Here is a 16,045-nt window from a genome sequence, read left to right as displayed (position 1 = left end):
CTCCATAAATTGGGGGACTGAAGTTAAGCTTTTTTGATAAAAGCAAAAGAACTTTAGATTGGGATGATGTCTCCATCCCATGATTTCTTGCGAATGAAGTAGGCATCTTCAATGGTTGTTTCCGCTTCACGAAAATGATCGAAGGGTTTTGTGATATCAATGTATTTAATCAAGTACTGTTTATTTAATCGTTTCATGTGAATAATCCGCTCCTGCTCTAGTTGAGCGATTTCGTTAAGAAGGATTTTCCCTTCCCACACACGTAAAGGAAGCTCTCTTTTCCAAAGAGAAATGGACCCATGAAAAAGAATTTCCCCTTCATGAAGCCATATTAAATCGTCAGCAATATCTTCCCATTCATTTAACTCATGTGTCGCGATAAGAACAAGCCTTTTTTCGGCATATCTTGATAGAAGGGAGACGACGTTCTTTCGTTCACGACTATCGAGGTAGTTTAACGGTTCATCAAGTAGCAAAATAGGAGGACAGTCAAGAATGGCTTGTGCAATACCAACACGCTGTTTCACTCCTTGAGAGAGAGCTTTAATTTTCTTCCTTTTACATGTTTGAATATGTAGGGCTTCCATCGTTTGATCAACGGCATCCTGGTGAAGGACCCCTTTTAATTCACACATATACCTAAGGAACCTCTTCATTCTCATTTCTTCATATAATTCGATACCTGTTGGAAGAAAGCCGATATTCTTACGAATAAAGGGGAGGGAGGTATCAACTGTTCTCCCACCATATTCAATGATGCCTCTATGTGGTCTTATTGCTGTTGCTAGAAGTTGTAGTAAGGTAGATTTACCAGCGCCGTTCTTACCAACTAGAATGGTGATTCCGGAACCAAGTGTTAGTTCGGGAATAGCAAGTGAGAATTGTTTTCGAGTATATTTGATGTTTTGTAGTTGAATCATACCCTAATCTCACAAATATTGAAGATGCAAACTCTTCCGATACGATAAGAAGAGCATGGCAACTCCAAGTCCAAGGATAATAAGGTAGGAGACAACAAAGAGTAAGTCTTGTTGAAGTGCTTCACCAGATAGTTCGAAAACAGTATAAGGTAATACAAGAAAAGTAAGCGCCCATCCAGCAAGTGAGGCGATAAATCCGGCAATTACCCCTTTATGGAACATGACAAAGGCAAGCAAACCTGTCAGAAAGAGAAGCGGCGCGAACCAATGCAAAAGAAACGTAGCGGGGTTAACCATCGTATTATCTTTCACAATATATAAGGTAGATAACAGGGCCAAACCAATGTTTACGACTAAGACAACAAGCAATTTACTTAAGAGAAGAAGTGCTGGAGGAAAAGGTGTAATCGATTCGACCATCCGCATTTCTTTGTTCCAGGTTTTATAACTATAAAGCACACCAAATAATAGATAAATGGGAACAACGATAGGAAATAAACTGTCTGATTCCATGCTTCCAGCCGAAATCATCGTTAACATTGCAAAAATCAATACGCTAATCAGCCAGTAAGCCCAGTGATAAGAACGGAATTGATTAAGGCATTGCTTTGTTAGTGACGGTTTTGCAGGCTCAGGTTTTTCATCGAAATCAAATTCGATTTGAGAAGGTTTAAGTTCATCGAAAGGATCCTGTAACGAAAGAAGCAGCTTCTGTGTATCCTCTGAACGGGGTGACGTTGCCAGATATGACTTGATCGGCTGCTCTAGATCTTCTTCTAACTTTTCTAATTCAAGATCGATGTCTTGCATGGCTAACTTCCTCCTTTCGTTCTATTGAAGCTTTTAGTTTCTTCAAGGCATGAAATAAGTTCGACTTTACTGTACCGAGTGGAAGTTCCAAAGCTTCTGCAATTTCTTGATACTTTAATTCCTGGTAAAACCGTAAATACACAATTTCTCTTTGCGTCTCAGAAAGCGTATCGAGCTGCTTGAGAAACTCCACGCGTGATTCTTGCCTTTCAAATAGTTCCACTACTGATGGTTCTCGGTCAGCTTGATCTGGAATGAAGTCGAGAATTTGCTTTTCTGACCTAAATCCCGCGCTTTTCCAATAATCTCGGCATTGATTTGTGGCCACCTGGTAAAGCCAGGGCTTGATCTTTTCTGGGGTTTTCTTTGTTTTTAGTTGTTTAATTAATTTCAGGAAGGTTTCTTGAACAACATCTTCGGCCTTTCTTCTATCACGTAACATCCGTTCTAGATAACCAAGAAGCGGAGCATGATAACGATGAACAAGGGCTTCGAAAGCAGCCTGATTTCCACGTGCCATAGCGACTACTAGTTCCTCATCTGTCATGAACCATCCTCCTTTCTAGTCTGATGACCTTGCATCACTTCATCCCATATTTTCTGCCATTCTTCGTAAGGAATGAGAGTAGAAGGTTCTCGAAACAAGGTGAAATCTGCTGCGAATCCCGGGTCTACCCAGCGTTCGCTATATATTCGATCTAGGACTTCTTTCACTTGCTTACTATCTTCATCAGCAATGGCTTCGTTGATCATTGTGAAAATCTGGTTAGCTTTGATTTCTTCCTCACTGTAGTCTTCCAGTGGGATATCATCTTGAATCTTGATAACAAGGTCGCGGATTTGACTGGCCTTTTTTTTATTTCCATTTTCTAATTCATAAATGTACGTATAAGCACTTTGGATGGCACTTGTTACTAGCTCGCCGTCCTCATACCCATAAATCTCAGTACCATCATGGAATAGACTCACTTGAAAGAGCAATTTCATAAGATAAGTTTCATCCATTTGATAGAAAGTGGATTCGCTTAGGATATAGTTTTGATCAATAAAACCTTGTTGTCTCACGTAATTGGCCCAGCGAATATTCTCTACAGGAACGATAAAAAAATGACGCATAGGCTCTATTTTTTTCGTTAAATAGTGGTTGGTGTATAGAAGGCGTTTGTCCAATTCCTTCATGAGCTCAACAGCACGATCACGATTGTAACTGTCCGTTACGATTGACATTGGATAATAAGTAGAATCAACTTCAGTCAGATCTCCAGCATAAAGGTCTAATTTAGAAGTTTTCCCTTGAAGTTTATAGGTTCCAACATTTGTTTTAAGTTCATCGATTGTGCCATATAAGGGTAGTGCTATACTTGAAACTTCAACATTAAAAGTGGCTCTATTCGAAATCCCAATATTCGTTTGTGATTCTCCGTTCATGTCATATAAATATTGATGCCCTGGCAATGGATACCAGGCTGTTTGAGAAGGCATAATCATTTGATCATTTCCAACATGGCCCGGATAGTATTCCTGACCATTATTAGATGCCCATAGTTTGTATGGTCCTTCATATTGAATACGAATAACAGGTTCTTTCATATTTTCAGGTAAAGTAACGGTCAGAAAATCATTCTCTTGAGTAAATGGAATTGGATGTTGATCAATCGTGACTTGGTTAACTGAAAATGTCTGATTCAATGTGAATTTCATGAACTCCTTTGTTTGAAATTCTGCTGATGGTAGAGTGAGAGATGCATCAATGAAAAGTGATTGATCTTCATGCTGAATGGATAAGTCAAATTGTTTTATTTCAAAACGTTCTGGTTGATAGAGCTCTTCTTCCTCTTTCATAAGAGTATTAGGAGAAGAAAGGGAAGGGAAAGACATGTAACTAGCTTGACCGTTTTGTTCGTCTGTTATCAATGGAGATTCTTGTTTAATCTTACTAAATTCATCAGTTCGCTCCTTCCAGAAAGAAGCATATGGAAGATACGAAATCACGACAATTCCTATACTGATCATGAGTGCAACCTTCCACAGCCACGTATATGGATGAGGTCTGCGTTTATTGAGAATGAAAATGATGAGTACCAGGAGAAAGGAAGAAACCGTTAAAACAAAAATGCGCTGTAACTGTAGTTCTTCTTTCATTAATTCAATTCCCCAGGTGCCATTAACAAGAACAGAATCGACAAATAAGTAGGTTAGATGGAACGCTTTAAGATAAAAGTGTCCGCCTTGATCAATAATGAAAATTTCCATGAATAGCGTACCAAACATCCAGGCGCAGAAGGCGATTAAGTAAACAAAGCGATTTTTAATAAGTACCGATAAAAGCATGCCAAGAGTTAAACTAATAAAGAACGCTACTTCGTATTGAGTCCCATAGAAACGCAGAATTGTGAACGTTTCTTCCACCGGAATGTTATCTCTCATAGCAAAGATAAAGTAGGTTCCACTCATTAGGACCGTATATATCGTCATATAGATGAGCGCGGACATCAATTTTGCTGATATGAATACGAAATTGGACACGGGAAATGATTGGTGCCACTCAAATGATTCATTCCCAACGTCTCGTCGTATTAAATAAACGCCAATCAGAATACTTAAGCCAATAACGAGAATGAATATAAGAGAGTGCGTTGTTTCATAGGTTGTTCTGTAGAGGTTGCCATGTCCTCCTTCTTGATCTGCACTCATGCTAAAAAGTAACCAGATCAAATATAAGAAAGGAAGAGGTGCGAAAAACCAGTTTTTATACAAAAAAGAAAATTCAAGCTTAAACTGGATAAGCCATTTTCTCATAGTCCATCACGCCCAATCAGTGCCATGTACCCTTCTTCAAGGGTAGGATCCACGGCTTCGGCAAATTCAAATGGTGCTACTGGAGATATTGCTCGACACCTTAATCCTGTTGCTTTTCGTTTTGTAAGTGTCATTTGTAATCCATTTAATTGGTCCCAGTTATTATCAAAGAGGTCGAACTCCCAAACAAGTCCATTCCCCTTACGTTGAAGCTCATCTGGTGTGCCTTGAAAAAGAATGCGCCCTTTATTTAGAACGATCAGCGTATCACAGCTTCCTTCAATGTCTTCTACAATATGCGTAGAAAGAATGACGGTTTTTCGGCTAGAAACATCAGCTAGTAAGTTGCGAAAGCGTAAGCGTTCTTCAGGATCAAGTCCAGCAGAAGGTTCGTCGAATATCATCACAGCGGGTTCTCCATAAAGCGCCTGGGCAATGCCGAGACGTTGCTGCATTCCATTTGAGAACGTCTTAATTTTTTGATTCTGTTGCTTTTCTAAATTAAGGGCATGAAGCAATCGTTTTTTTTCTCGCTCATGATCATAATGGTGGTCTCGTTTCAACTTCCCAACATAGTCCAAAAACTGAGATGCAGTAAGCTGCGGATACAGCTTGAAATGTTGAGGGAGGTAACCGATTTCTTTCCGAACACTTGAAGCTTCTCGGTTAAGTGAATAACCTTTAAGATAGATTTCTCCGGAAGAAGGCTTTGAGACCGCAGCTAGCATTCTCATAAATGTCGTTTTTCCAGCACCATTTGGACCAATAAGCCCTACCATGCCTCCTTCGATGGACAAAGTGAGGTTATGTAGAATCTTCTCTTTTTTGAACTGTTTAGTTAGATGAGATACTTCAATCAAAATCGTTCATCCTTTTACTAGTATTCTATGGCTAAGACGATTATAGTCGATAAAAGGTTTTGTTATGGAAAACAAAAATCCTCTGCACGATGCGTGCAGAGGATTGGTTTTAAAGAGGTAATACATAGAAGAGAACACAGAAGAAATGAGCAAGTGTTCCAGCTACCACGAAAAGATGCCAAACTGCATGATGGTATTTAAAAGCTCTCCAGACATAGAATACCGCTCCAATTGTGTAGAGAACACCCCCAACAATGAGAAGCATCATTCCGTTTGGAGCCAAGTTCTGCGTGAGTGGATTCCAGGCAAGAACGATCAGCCAGCCCATTAAAACGTAGAGAATGGTTGAGACAAATAGAAACTTTTTTACAAAATAAGCTTTAAATACTGTTCCAATAATCGCGAGTCCCCACACGATGCCAAATAGTGTCCAACCTAGCCAACCTTCAATTACAATAAACAAGAAGGGGGTGTAAGTACCAGCGATAAAGAAATAGATAGAAGAGTGATCTAGTATTTCGAAAAAGTCTTTCGCTTTCCCAGGTGGAAAGCTGTGAACGAGTGTAGAGGCCGTATAAAGCATCAGCATCGTTGTACCGAAAAGTGTAAAACTTACAATATGCCAGGCAGTTCCATAGAGAGACGCAAACACAATTAAGATGACTAGAGCGGCAACGCTTATGATAGCTCCAATTCCGTGAGTAATATAATTTGCTCGCTCCTCGCCAACTGTAAACGTATGAGTTGTCATGATTCGCATCATTCCTTTAGATCAATTACTAGAAGTATACTACATGATTTCCCGAACGTCATTTCTGATCGAACCTTATTTTTTAAGATTACGTAGTTTTTCTGCTTCTTTTAAGAGATGATAAGTGTAAAAATCTTTTTCTTCTACTTGTTCTGTGGCAGCTGCCATAACGAGAAACTCTTCCGCAATTTCTTCTCGCATTGAAGTAAGTAACTTTTCACTGTCAGTAGTAACTAAATTATTCTTTTGATCCACGGTTGGTTCGCTCCTTCAACATTAAATGATAGTCTCATTGTGCCTTAAGGAAGCGATTTTATTCTAAAATGACTTATTTTATTTTCATCATTTCCTTAGTGATAGAGCGATAGACATGATATCCACTAGTAGAAACCCCAATAGTACCTGCTCCAGGGAAAACGCTGTCGCCACAAAGCCACAATCCCTTGAGACCAGTACGGTGAGAAAGACTGTTGAACAAACTAAATTCATTCGTTTGTGGGAAACCTCCAACCATGCCTTTAGGTCTTTTCGTAAATCTTTCCCATGCTCGTGGTGCACCTGTCATTTGTAATTCGATTCCACTTCTTACATTAGGTATCACTCTTTCAATACCTGTGAGCATTTTCTCAGTTAGCTCCTTTTTATATTGATCGTATTTCTCTTTCGTATCCCAATGGTGAAGCTCTGTATGTGTACTGACTGTTAATGTGCGAAAGCCCTCTGGCGCACGAAAGAGATCATTGGATTTTGAAAGTGACAAGAAGAGGTGATTTCCTTCGGTCATTTTTCCATTATCCGAAAAGACTTGACTAAAGAGGGACGTATATTCAGGGATGATTTTTTCATCTAAAGCAAGATACATCGTAAAAGCTCCCCACTGAGTCATTTGACTTCGTTTTCTTAACTTAGTGGGGAGTTGTTCTTGAAGTGGTTCTGGAAGAAGTGGAACAAAGCCCTGTACAGGTAAGTTATTAATAAGGTGATCAGCTCTCCAACTCTCCCCTTTTTGATCGACAGCTACCCAACGGTTGTTTTCACGCCGAATCGATTGAATTTGCTTTCTCTGGTAAGTTCGACCACCGTTCTGTTCAATATATTGCTGTAGTGTTTCAGCGATGCGATACAATCCACCTTCAGAGTAATATGCCCCTTCGTGATAAATATCGAGAGCAAGAGCACCCATAAGTGCTGAGAACTCTTCACTAGTTGTTTGCATGCTATCAATTAATTGTCCATCAATAAAATGGTGAAAGTCTAGTGCATCATTAAGATTATGTTTTTTTAGAAGATCTCCCATTGTTTTCCGAAGGTAGGGAACCAGTCCGGGAGTTCCTGGTTTGAGAGATAGTAGAAGCCCTTTCCATTCTGATAGGGTGACTGGAGGTACAACAGGGAGAGGTCCAATTAACTTACGTACTTCGGCTCCAATTTTCCATATTTCTCGATAGAAAGAAACAATTTGTTTGGAGTGTTCTGGAAACTGGGTAGCGCATTCTGATAAATGGCGATTTCGATCTGTATAATAAGGCATGACGCGATTGCCATCGTATATTCTCATAATTTCATCCAACGAAAAAACAGGGAAGGACAAACCGAGTTCTTGGAAAATGCGATAGTGTAATCCACCTTCTTCGAACCCCATCCCCATCGTCGCTCCAACAGGGAAGAGAAAATGCCCTCGTGTAAATTTTCCTGCTGATCCACCCCATTCATTCGATGCTTCAAGTATTGTTACGTTGTAGCCTTCTTTCGCCAGTAATGCTCCAGCAGTCAGTCCGCCAATGCCACCACCAATAACAACAATATCCATAATGATCCCTCCAAGATGGTCCGAGCTTGATATCCTTCTATTATAATAGGTATGATGTTGCAAATCATGTATGAGTGTGTCGAGAAGAAGCTTAATGAATGAGAAATTTCCATGTTTGTACCGGGGTACTTGTCCAGCCACAAAGTTAAAAGAAACATAAGATAAATTAAAGAGTGAGGTCAGGTCCCCCCTCTGTATATACTCACTCTTTGTGACCCATTGTAGAGTCAGAATTTATTCTGACTCTTTTTTTTGGCTATGTTAGATAATGCATGTATAATAGCCTATTGATTCGGATCAAAGCGCATGAAATGAGTGCATTCCACTTTCGGCCCTCTATCAGAGCAGTTTGCTTTCGAATCTTGTAAAGAAGGGGGAATCAACCTTGCTTGAAATTATCGAAATAGGAACAAATGAGCATGGAAGAGAGCTGACGATTCGAGAGCTGATTAAGAAACTTGAAGAACATCCTCTTGATCCTGCATTTGAACAAAGTGGAAATTTTATTTTTCCTTATCAGCCAGTCCGTGATGCAAAACGATATGCTGGTTGCAGAGCATTTTTTGGCGACTTCGCGATGATATCATGCCGTTTCTTTATTGTGACGGATGAAAAGGTACTTATAGAAGAGTTGATAAAGGCAATTAAAGAAAATCAAGAACGCATTGATTATGGAAGGTTAAGAGAAGTTCAGGTGAACGGTCGAGTATCCCATTAATTATGCTATAATCAGGATATTCTGCTAGTGATTGGAGTGAATGAAATGAGTCTTGAAACACTTCAGGAACAAGTCGATGGATTGATGGATAAATACACCGAGCTTCTCCTTGGAGATACGAGCCCTGAGCTGAAGGAAAAAGTGAAGCTATGGGCGATGTACACGCATCTTTCAAAAACGATGCCTCCTCTTGCGAAACATTGGAATCAAACGTATCCTGATGCGAAGGATGCCATGAAAGAGCTAGTGACCGAAATCAAAACTATGAACGAAGAGCATCGTAAAGACCAACAGGATAACCAGAAAGAATCAGATAAGTGAAACCAGGACTTCCCTGGTTTCTTTTTTTTTGGCTACATTTTCGAACGTTTTTGATTTTAGCTTATTCGAGAATCAACCATTTAAGCTAATATAGGATTTTGTTTCATTTCAGAAGCTCATCCCTTGAGAAATGAGGTGGTTGTTAAGAAAAAAGGTTATGAAAATAGATGAGAAGAGAAGTATCCGATTTTGAAACATTTAAATATACTATTTTAAGTTCCAGTTTTTTTCGTGAAAAGCGGGGTATAGAATACTAATTCAAGTAAATATTTAACAAAATTTATTACGGAGAAAATCTATCAAAAATAGACTAAACGACAGCATATCATGGTAGAATAGCATTAAAGGCGAAATATGGCGGTATTTGATACTATATGCCGATTTTCTCTACTATATATTTTTTTAGACGTTTTGTATGCGTTTACATGGAGGGGTTATGATGGAACAAGTAATGCGTAATTTCTTTTTATACATGGGGAAGAATAAAGTAGCTACAAAAGTAGCGAAACGGTATGGTATGCGCTTTGGAGCTAGCCGGTTTGTAGCCGGTGCGTCTCTTAATAGCTCTGTAAATGCTATTAAGAAACTAAATGAAAAGGGACTTTCTGTTACAATCGATCATCTTGGTGAGTTTGTAGATAACGCCGCTGAGGCTGATGAAATGACAAACCACTGTATTGAAGCAATTGAGCGAATTGCAGCAGAAAATCTTGATTCTCAGCTTTCTCTTAAACTCACATCAATGGGGTTAGACATTGATTACGATATGACGATGAAAAATATGCGCCGAATTCTTGAAGCTGCTGATCAGCACAATGTCTTTGTTACGATTGATATGGAAGATTTCGAGAGGTGCGGAAAAACAATAGAGATTTTTACTAACCTAAAGAGGGAGTATACGAACATTGGTACAGTTCTTCAAGCCTACTTATACCGCGTAGCTGAAGATGTAGAAAAGCTGAACGATCTATCTCCAAATCTTAGACTTGTTAAAGGTGCTTATAAAGAGTCACCAAAAGTCGCATTTCCGGATAAAAAGGATGTCGACGAGAATTTCAAAAAAATCATTAAAATGCACTTATTGAATGGAAATTACACAGCCATTGCGACCCATGATGATCGCATCATTGAATACACAAAGAAGCTCGTAGAGGAATACAATATCCCCCGTTCTCAATTTGAATTTCAAATGCTATATGGTATTTGTGTAGATAAACAAGATGAGCTCCTTAAAGAAGGTTTCAAAATGCGTGTCTACGTACCCTATGGAAAAGACTGGTATGGATATTTTATGAGAAGACTTGCTGAGAGGCCTGCAAACGTAGCTTTCGTCCTTAAAAAAATGATGAAATAGTGAAAAGCGGACGAATGTCCGCTTTAAAATAAGCTTTGTTTAAATTTATAAAATTTTGTCAAAAAAATCCGTGTGATATATTGCTAAATTTCAGAATATATTTTATAGTATAGACAGAGGAAATGATCTCGCTCTTTTTTTTAAATTAAAAATGAATGAGCATTCATTCAACAGGGGAGGTTCGCTATGACACGTAGCATTCATAAAGTAGCTGTATTAGGAGCAGGAGTAATGGGATCAGGCATTGCCGCCCACCTGGCGAATGTAGGAATTCCAAGTTTGCTATTGGATATTGCACCAAAGGAACCGAATGAAAAGGAAAAAGTCAAAGGACTTACACTCGCTGACCGTTCTGTCAGAAATAGACTTGCGGCAGAAGCGATTGAGAAACTTAAGAAACAAAAACCGGCACCGCTTTCTAAGAAAGATCACATTCAATTAATTGAAGCGGGAAATATGGAAGACGATATGGAGCGCTTGCAAGAAGTTGACTGGATCATTGAAGTTGTTGTCGAAAACCTGGAGATCAAGAAAAAAGTATATGAAAAAGTAGATGAATATAGACGACCTGGAACCATTGTTAGTTCGAATACTTCCGGTATTTCCGTAGAAGCAATGGCTGAAGGTAGATCAGAAGATTTTAGGAAGCACTTCCTTGGTACGCACTTTTTTAACCCACCAAGATATTTAAAGCTTCTTGAAGTGATTCCAACGAAAGACACGGATCGAGACGTCCTTTCCTATATGAAAACATTTGGTGAAGATACTCTCGGCAAAGGTGTCGTAGAAACGAAAGACACGCCAAACTTCATTGCCAATCGAATTGGAACTTATGGCCTGCTTGTCACAGTTAGAGAAATGATGAATCGCGGCTTTTCAGTTGGAGAAGTAGATTCTGTAACTGGCCCAGCAATCGGCCGTCCAAAAAGTGCAACGTTTCGAACACTTGATGTAGTTGGACTTGATACGTTTATTCACGTAGCGAACAACGTTTTTGAACAGGTTGAAGGTGATGAGAAAGAAGTATTCCGGATTCCTGAATTTATGCAACAGATGAAAGAAAAAGGCTGGATTGGAGCAAAGGCAGGTCAGGGCTTTTTCATAAAACAAAAAGGGGCAAAAGGAAGCGAAATTCTAGAGTTAAATCCATCTACGCTTGAATATGAACCACGACAGAAATTAAAAACAGCTTCTGTTGAGGCAAGTAAACAAGCGAAGTCAAAAGCGGATAAACTGAAAGCGCTTGCTTACGCGAATGACCGCGCAGGTGAATTAATTTGGAACATCATGAAGCCTGTTTTGCTTTACTCTGCTGAGAAAACCTATGAAATTGCTGATGATATCGACGCCGTCGATCGTGCCATGAAATGGGGCTTTGGATGGGAAATGGGTCCTTTTGAAACGTGGGATGCTCTTGGAGTTGAGAAATCAGTGGCTCGAATGAAGGAAGAAGGTGAAACGATTCCTGAATGGGTTGATCAAATGCTTGCCTCAGGGCAAACGTCTTTCTATAAGCAGGAAGGTGCCACTCAATCTTTCTACCATAATGGTGAGCAAAGAGTAGTGGAGGAAAGCAAGAAAATTATCCACCTTAAAGGATTAAAAGCGCAAAATCGCGTGATTAAGAAAAATACTGGAGCAACGCTTCTTGATCTTGGAGATGGGGTTGCAGGCCTTGAATTCCATTCCCCAAACAATGCAATTGGAATGGATATTCTCCAGATGATTAATGAAGCCGTTGATGAAACGGAGAAAAACTTCGAAGGACTTGTGATTGGAAACCAGGGCAAAAATTTCTGTGTTGGTGCCAACGTCGCGTATATGTTAATGGAAGCTCAAGATGATAATTTCTTTGAAATCGAAATGGTTGCAAGGAAGTTCCAACAGTCCATGGCACGTATTCGCTACTCTCAAAAACCAGTCGTAGCAGCGCCGTTTCAGATGACGCTTGGCGGTGGGGCAGAAGTGTGTATGCCAGCAGCTTCCATTCAAGCTTCTTCAGAAACATATATGGGCCTCGTAGAAGTAGGTGTTGGCTTGATTCCAGGTGGAGGCGGAAATAAAGAACTTTATATGCGTCAGCTAGAGCAAACGCCTCCAGGAGTTAATGTTAACTTAACTGATATTGCAGCCAACGTTTTTGAAACGATTGCGATGGCGAAAGTTTCAACATCAGCTCATGAAGCAATGGAACGAGGATTCATTCGACCTCAGGATGGTATTAGTGCTAACGCGGATCACGTTCTTCATGATGCAAAGGAAAAAGTACTTTTCCTTGCTGAACAAGGCTATCAGCCACCTGTTGCTAAAAAGATCCCAGTTGCTGGAGAAGCAGGTTATGCTGCAATGCTAATGGGAGCGAAAACGATGAAATGGAGCGGTTACCTGTCCGATCACGATTTAACGATTGCGACCAAACTTGCTCACGTCATTGCGGGCGGAAAAGTAAAAGAAGGAACATTAGTCGATGAGCAGTATCTTCTGGATCTTGAGCGTGAAGCGTTCCTCAGCCTGCTAGGAGAGCCAAAAACGCAAGCAAGAATGCAGCATATGTTACTTAAAGGAAAACCGCTGCGTAACTAGTATGGAGGAGGGAAGTTTGATGAAAGAAGCAGTTATTGTATCCGGTGCTAGAACACCTGTTGGAAAAGCAAACCGTGGAACGCTTGCCAATATGCGTCCAGATGATCTTGGAGCACTTACCGTTAAGGAAACGTTAAAGCGTGCCGGCGGTTATGATGGTGAAATAGATGATGTGATTATGGGATGCGCTATTCCTGAAGCTGAACAAGGGCTGAATGTAGCTAGAATGATTGGAGCTAGAGCAGGTCTTGCTGAGACGGTTCCAGCCATTACAATCAACCGATATTGTTCTTCAGGTTTACAGAGTATCGCTTATGCTTCAGAACGCATAATGCTTGGCCAATCCGGTGCCATATTGGCTGGTGGAGTGGAATCGATGAGTCTTGTGCCGATGGGCGGTCATGTAATAAAGCCCAATCCTGCTCTTGTAGAAGAAAAACCTGAATATATTATGGGAATGGGACACACAGCGGAAGAAGTCGCACGTCGCTTTGAGATTAGCAGAGCAGATCAGGATGCTTTTGCACTAAGGAGTCATCAGCGTGCAGCTCAGGCAATCAAAGATGGGAAGTTTCAGGATGAAATTGTTCCGATCGAAGTAACGAAAAGATGGATTGATGAGAAAAACAAATTACAGGAAAAGAAAGTTCTTTTCTCACAGGATGAAGGTGTTCGGGCAGATACGTCACTTGATGTTCTCGGTAAGTTACGTCCAGTATTTAATGTTAGAGGCTCTGTGACCGCCGGAAATTCATCACAAACAAGTGACGGAGCAGCAAGTGTTCTCGTCATGGATCGAGAAAAAGCTGAAAGTGAAGGCTTAGCGCCTATGGCTAAGTTCAGATCATTTGCTGTTGCTGGTGTAGCACCCGAAATAATGGGAGTCGGACCGGTTGAAGCGATTCCTAAAGCTCTTCGACTCGCTGGACTTGAGCTATCTGATATTGGGTTATTCGAATTAAATGAAGCTTTTGCATCACAATCTCTTCGCGTCATTAGAAAGCTTGGACTTGATGAAGACAAAGTGAATGTAAATGGTGGAGCGATTGCACTTGGTCATCCACTTGGATGTACAGGGACGAAGTTAACCTTAAGCTTAATTCATGAGATGAAACGCCGCGGAGAACAATTTGGCGTTGTGACGATGTGTATTGGCGGAGGAATGGGCGCTGCTGGAGTGTTTGAAATTCTTTAAGAGCAACGAAAACAAGGGAGGAAAACAAGCATGTCTAATACAATGAACAAAACGGTTAAAGGTGCAAGCTTCTTGATTGAAGATCAAAAGGCAGAAGATATTTTCACACCGGAGGATTTTTCAGATGAGCATGTCATGATGGGGAAAACAACGGAAGACTTTGTAGTAAAGGAAGTCGTTCCAGCGCTTGATAAAATTGAGAATCATGAATTTGAAATTTCACGGAAGCTTCTCGAAAAAGCTGGTGATCTCGGACTTCTTGGAGCGGACGTCCCAGAAGAATACGGCGGTCTTGGCCTTGATAAAATCAGTTCATCTGTTATTACTGAGAAATTCGCTCGTGCTCGTTCGTTTTCCCTAAGTTATGGCGCCCATGTTGGAATCGGTTCTCTACCTATCGTCTTTTTCGGAAACGAAGAGCAGAAGAAAAAGTATCTTCCAGGTCTTGCGTCAGGAGCTACAATTGCTGCTTATGCTTTGACTGAGCCTGGTTCAGGTTCTGATGCTCTTGGGGCTAAAACCACAGCTAAGCTCAATGCTGAAGGAACACACTATCTTCTAAGCGGTGAAAAGCAGTGGATCACGAACTCCGCTTTCGCAGATGTATTCATTGTCTATGCAAAAATTGATGGCGAACATTTCTCTGCTTTCATTGTTGAGCGGGATTCCAAAGGTCTTTCAACTGGTCCCGAAGAAAAGAAAATGGGCATCAAAGGCTCTTCTACAAGAACATTGATTCTTGAAGATGTAGCCGTGCCAAAAGAAAATTTACTAGGAGAAGCAGGTAAAGGGCACATCATTGCGTTTAACATCTTGAACGTTGGTCGCTATAAGCTAGCAGTAGGTACTATTGGTGGAATGAAGCGTTCGATCGAACTTTCCGCTAAGTATGCTTTAGAGCGTAAGCAGTTTAACACGCCAATTGCAAAGTTCTCTCTCATACAAGAGAAACTGGCGAATATGGCAGTAGCAACATACGCGACAGAAAGTTCTACTTACCGCACAGGAGGTCTTTTTGAGCAGAAGTTAGGAAAGCTTTCGGATGAAGAACAAAAAGACGGAGCGAAAGTCGCAGAAGCAATTGCGGAGTATGCAATTGAGTGTTCACTAAATAAAGTGTTTGCTTCAGAGGCGCTAGATTATGTTGTAGATGAGGCAGTACAAATTCACGGTGGATACGGCTTTATGTCTGAATATGAAGTTGAGAAAATGTACCGTGATTCTCGTATCAATCGTATTTTTGAAGGAACGAATGAAATCAACCGCCTTCTAGTTCCAGGCACGCTTGTCCGTAAAACAATGAAAGGCGAGCTTCCATTCCTTGAAAAGGCTACTGCACTTCAAGAAGAGCTCATGATGTTAACGCCACAAGAAATTGGTGATGCACCTCTTGAACAGGAAAAGCATCTCGTTAAGATGGCAAAGAAGATTATGCTTATGACTGCAGGTACAGCTGTTCAAAAATATGGCAAGGCTCTTGATAAAGAACAAGAAGTTTTATCAAACATGGCAGATATCGTAAGCGAAATTTACTCTATGGAATCAGCCGTACTTCGCACAGAGAAAGCGATTAATAAAACTGGTGCAGAAAAGCAACAAAATAAACTTCTTCTAACACAAGTTTTCTGTCAGGAAGCTTTCAACCGTATTGAAGCTCATGCTAAAGAGACTTTGGTTGCCGTCGAAACAGGCGATTCACTTCGCATGATGATATCTGCTCTTCGTAAACTATCACGTTACACGCCAATTAATGTTATTGCGAAGAAACGTGAAATCGCTGCAAGCATTCTTGAACAACAGCGTTTTACGGTTTAATAAGCTATCATCGCTATACTAATGTAAAATAACAATTTGAATTGGTCATAACCGGTAGGATCAAAACTAACTTCCAAACCATGTTCTCTATTGTCCCTCCAGAAATGGG

14 protein-coding genes are annotated in these 16,045 nt (G+C 40.4%); 6 read left to right on the top strand and 8 right to left on the bottom strand.

Annotated elements, in window-relative coordinates; genetic code table 11:
- Positions 1-53: 53 nt before the first annotated feature.
- The 8 genes from AC0VYO_RS17720 to AC0VYO_RS17685 form a co-directional block, all read right to left on the bottom strand.
- Positions 54-920 (bottom strand): ATP-binding cassette domain-containing protein, encoded by an 867-nt coding sequence (locus AC0VYO_RS17720; RefSeq protein WP_430241092.1) that lies wholly within the window; start codon positions 918-920, stop codon positions 54-56.
- 9 nt (positions 921-929) lie between these two features.
- Positions 930-1,730, bottom strand: coding sequence for a hypothetical protein (locus tag AC0VYO_RS17715; protein ID WP_226615126.1), 801 nt, complete (start codon positions 1,728-1,730; stop codon positions 930-932).
- Positions 1,711-2,277, bottom strand: coding sequence for an RNA polymerase sigma factor (locus tag AC0VYO_RS17710; protein WP_226615125.1), 567 nt, complete (start codon positions 2,275-2,277; stop codon positions 1,711-1,713). Before AC0VYO_RS17710 ends, AC0VYO_RS17715 begins: the two co-directional genes overlap by 20 nt.
- Complete coding sequence (locus tag AC0VYO_RS17705) at positions 2,274-4,529, bottom strand: ABC transporter permease (protein WP_475367908.1); 2,256 nt, start codon at positions 4,527-4,529, stop codon at positions 2,274-2,276. The genes AC0VYO_RS17710 and AC0VYO_RS17705 overlap by 4 nt, the downstream gene beginning before the upstream one ends.
- The gene (locus tag AC0VYO_RS17700) at positions 4,526-5,389 is read right to left on the bottom strand and encodes an ATP-binding cassette domain-containing protein (RefSeq protein ID WP_475365749.1); all 864 of its coding nucleotides are present in this window, start codon (positions 5,387-5,389) and stop codon (positions 4,526-4,528) included. The genes AC0VYO_RS17705 and AC0VYO_RS17700 overlap by 4 nt, the downstream gene beginning before the upstream one ends.
- Positions 5,390-5,498: 109 nt before the next feature.
- Positions 5,499-6,143: a PAQR family membrane homeostasis protein TrhA gene (gene trhA / locus AC0VYO_RS17695; RefSeq protein WP_430241143.1), complete on the bottom strand. Its 645-nt coding sequence runs from the start codon at positions 6,141-6,143 to the stop codon at positions 5,499-5,501.
- 72 nt (positions 6,144-6,215) lie between these two features.
- Complete coding sequence (locus AC0VYO_RS17690) at positions 6,216-6,395, bottom strand: hypothetical protein (protein ID WP_475365748.1); 180 nt, start codon at positions 6,393-6,395, stop codon at positions 6,216-6,218.
- Positions 6,396-6,468: 73 nt separating this feature from the next.
- Positions 6,469-7,950, bottom strand: a complete 1,482-nt coding sequence (locus tag AC0VYO_RS17685; RefSeq protein ID WP_475367907.1) for an FAD-dependent oxidoreductase — start codon at positions 7,948-7,950, stop codon at positions 6,469-6,471.
- Between the two features lie 385 nt (positions 7,951-8,335).
- Between AC0VYO_RS17685 and AC0VYO_RS17680 the strand changes: the two genes are divergently transcribed.
- The 6 genes from AC0VYO_RS17680 to AC0VYO_RS17655 all read left to right on the top strand — a co-directional run bounded on the left by AC0VYO_RS17680 (position 8,336) and on the right by AC0VYO_RS17655 (position 15,936).
- Positions 8,336-8,668 carry a hypothetical protein gene (locus tag AC0VYO_RS17680; protein WP_194218955.1) on the top strand — a complete coding sequence of 111 codons (333 nt, stop codon included), beginning with the start codon at positions 8,336-8,338 and terminating at the stop codon, positions 8,666-8,668.
- A 45-nt stretch (positions 8,669-8,713) separates the two neighbouring features.
- On the top strand, positions 8,714-8,989 hold the full coding sequence (locus AC0VYO_RS17675) for a YusU family protein (protein WP_475365745.1): 276 nt from the start codon (positions 8,714-8,716) through the stop codon (positions 8,987-8,989).
- A gap of 439 nt (positions 8,990-9,428) precedes the next feature.
- Complete coding sequence (locus AC0VYO_RS17670) at positions 9,429-10,343, top strand: proline dehydrogenase family protein (RefSeq protein WP_475367906.1); 915 nt, start codon at positions 9,429-9,431, stop codon at positions 10,341-10,343.
- Between the two features lie 186 nt (positions 10,344-10,529).
- Complete coding sequence (locus AC0VYO_RS17665) at positions 10,530-12,926, top strand: 3-hydroxyacyl-CoA dehydrogenase/enoyl-CoA hydratase family protein (RefSeq protein WP_475367905.1); 2,397 nt, start codon at positions 10,530-10,532, stop codon at positions 12,924-12,926.
- A 19-nt stretch (positions 12,927-12,945) separates the two neighbouring features.
- The gene (locus AC0VYO_RS17660; RefSeq protein WP_475365743.1) at positions 12,946-14,121 is read left to right on the top strand and encodes an acetyl-CoA C-acetyltransferase; all 1,176 of its coding nucleotides are present in this window, start codon (positions 12,946-12,948) and stop codon (positions 14,119-14,121) included.
- Positions 14,122-14,151: 30 nt separating this feature from the next.
- Positions 14,152-15,936, top strand: a complete 1,785-nt coding sequence (locus AC0VYO_RS17655) for an acyl-CoA dehydrogenase family protein (RefSeq protein WP_194218960.1) — start codon at positions 14,152-14,154, stop codon at positions 15,934-15,936.
- Positions 15,937-16,045 lie beyond the last annotated feature (109 nt).

This window comes from Anaerobacillus sp. 63XJN7_4_ISO-PGPR-S23-413, from assembly GCF_056173725.1.
This window is presented reverse-complemented; position numbering and strand designations above follow the sequence as displayed.

Coding starts and splice junctions, on each gene's coding strand:
- AC0VYO_RS17670 (WP_475367906.1), top strand. CDS start 9,429: ATGGAACAAGTAATGCGTAATTTCTTTTTATACATGGGGAAGAATAAA.
- AC0VYO_RS17715 (WP_226615126.1), bottom strand. CDS start 1,730: ATGCAAGACATCGATCTTGAATTAGAAAAGTTAGAAGAAGATCTAGAG.
- AC0VYO_RS17685 (WP_475367907.1), bottom strand. CDS start 7,950: ATGGATATTGTTGTTATTGGTGGTGGCATTGGCGGACTGACTGCTGGA.
- AC0VYO_RS17720 (WP_430241092.1), bottom strand. CDS start 920: ATGATTCAACTACAAAACATCAAATATACTCGAAAACAATTCTCACTT.
- AC0VYO_RS17665 (WP_475367905.1), top strand. CDS start 10,530: ATGACACGTAGCATTCATAAAGTAGCTGTATTAGGAGCAGGAGTAATG.
- AC0VYO_RS17705 (WP_475367908.1), bottom strand. CDS start 4,529: ATGAGAAAATGGCTTATCCAGTTTAAGCTTGAATTTTCTTTTTTGTAT.
- AC0VYO_RS17655 (WP_194218960.1), top strand. CDS start 14,152: ATGTCTAATACAATGAACAAAACGGTTAAAGGTGCAAGCTTCTTGATT.
- AC0VYO_RS17710 (WP_226615125.1), bottom strand. CDS start 2,277: ATGACAGATGAGGAACTAGTAGTCGCTATGGCACGTGGAAATCAGGCT.
- AC0VYO_RS17660 (WP_475365743.1), top strand. CDS start 12,946: ATGAAAGAAGCAGTTATTGTATCCGGTGCTAGAACACCTGTTGGAAAA.
- AC0VYO_RS17675 (WP_475365745.1), top strand. CDS start 8,714: ATGAGTCTTGAAACACTTCAGGAACAAGTCGATGGATTGATGGATAAA.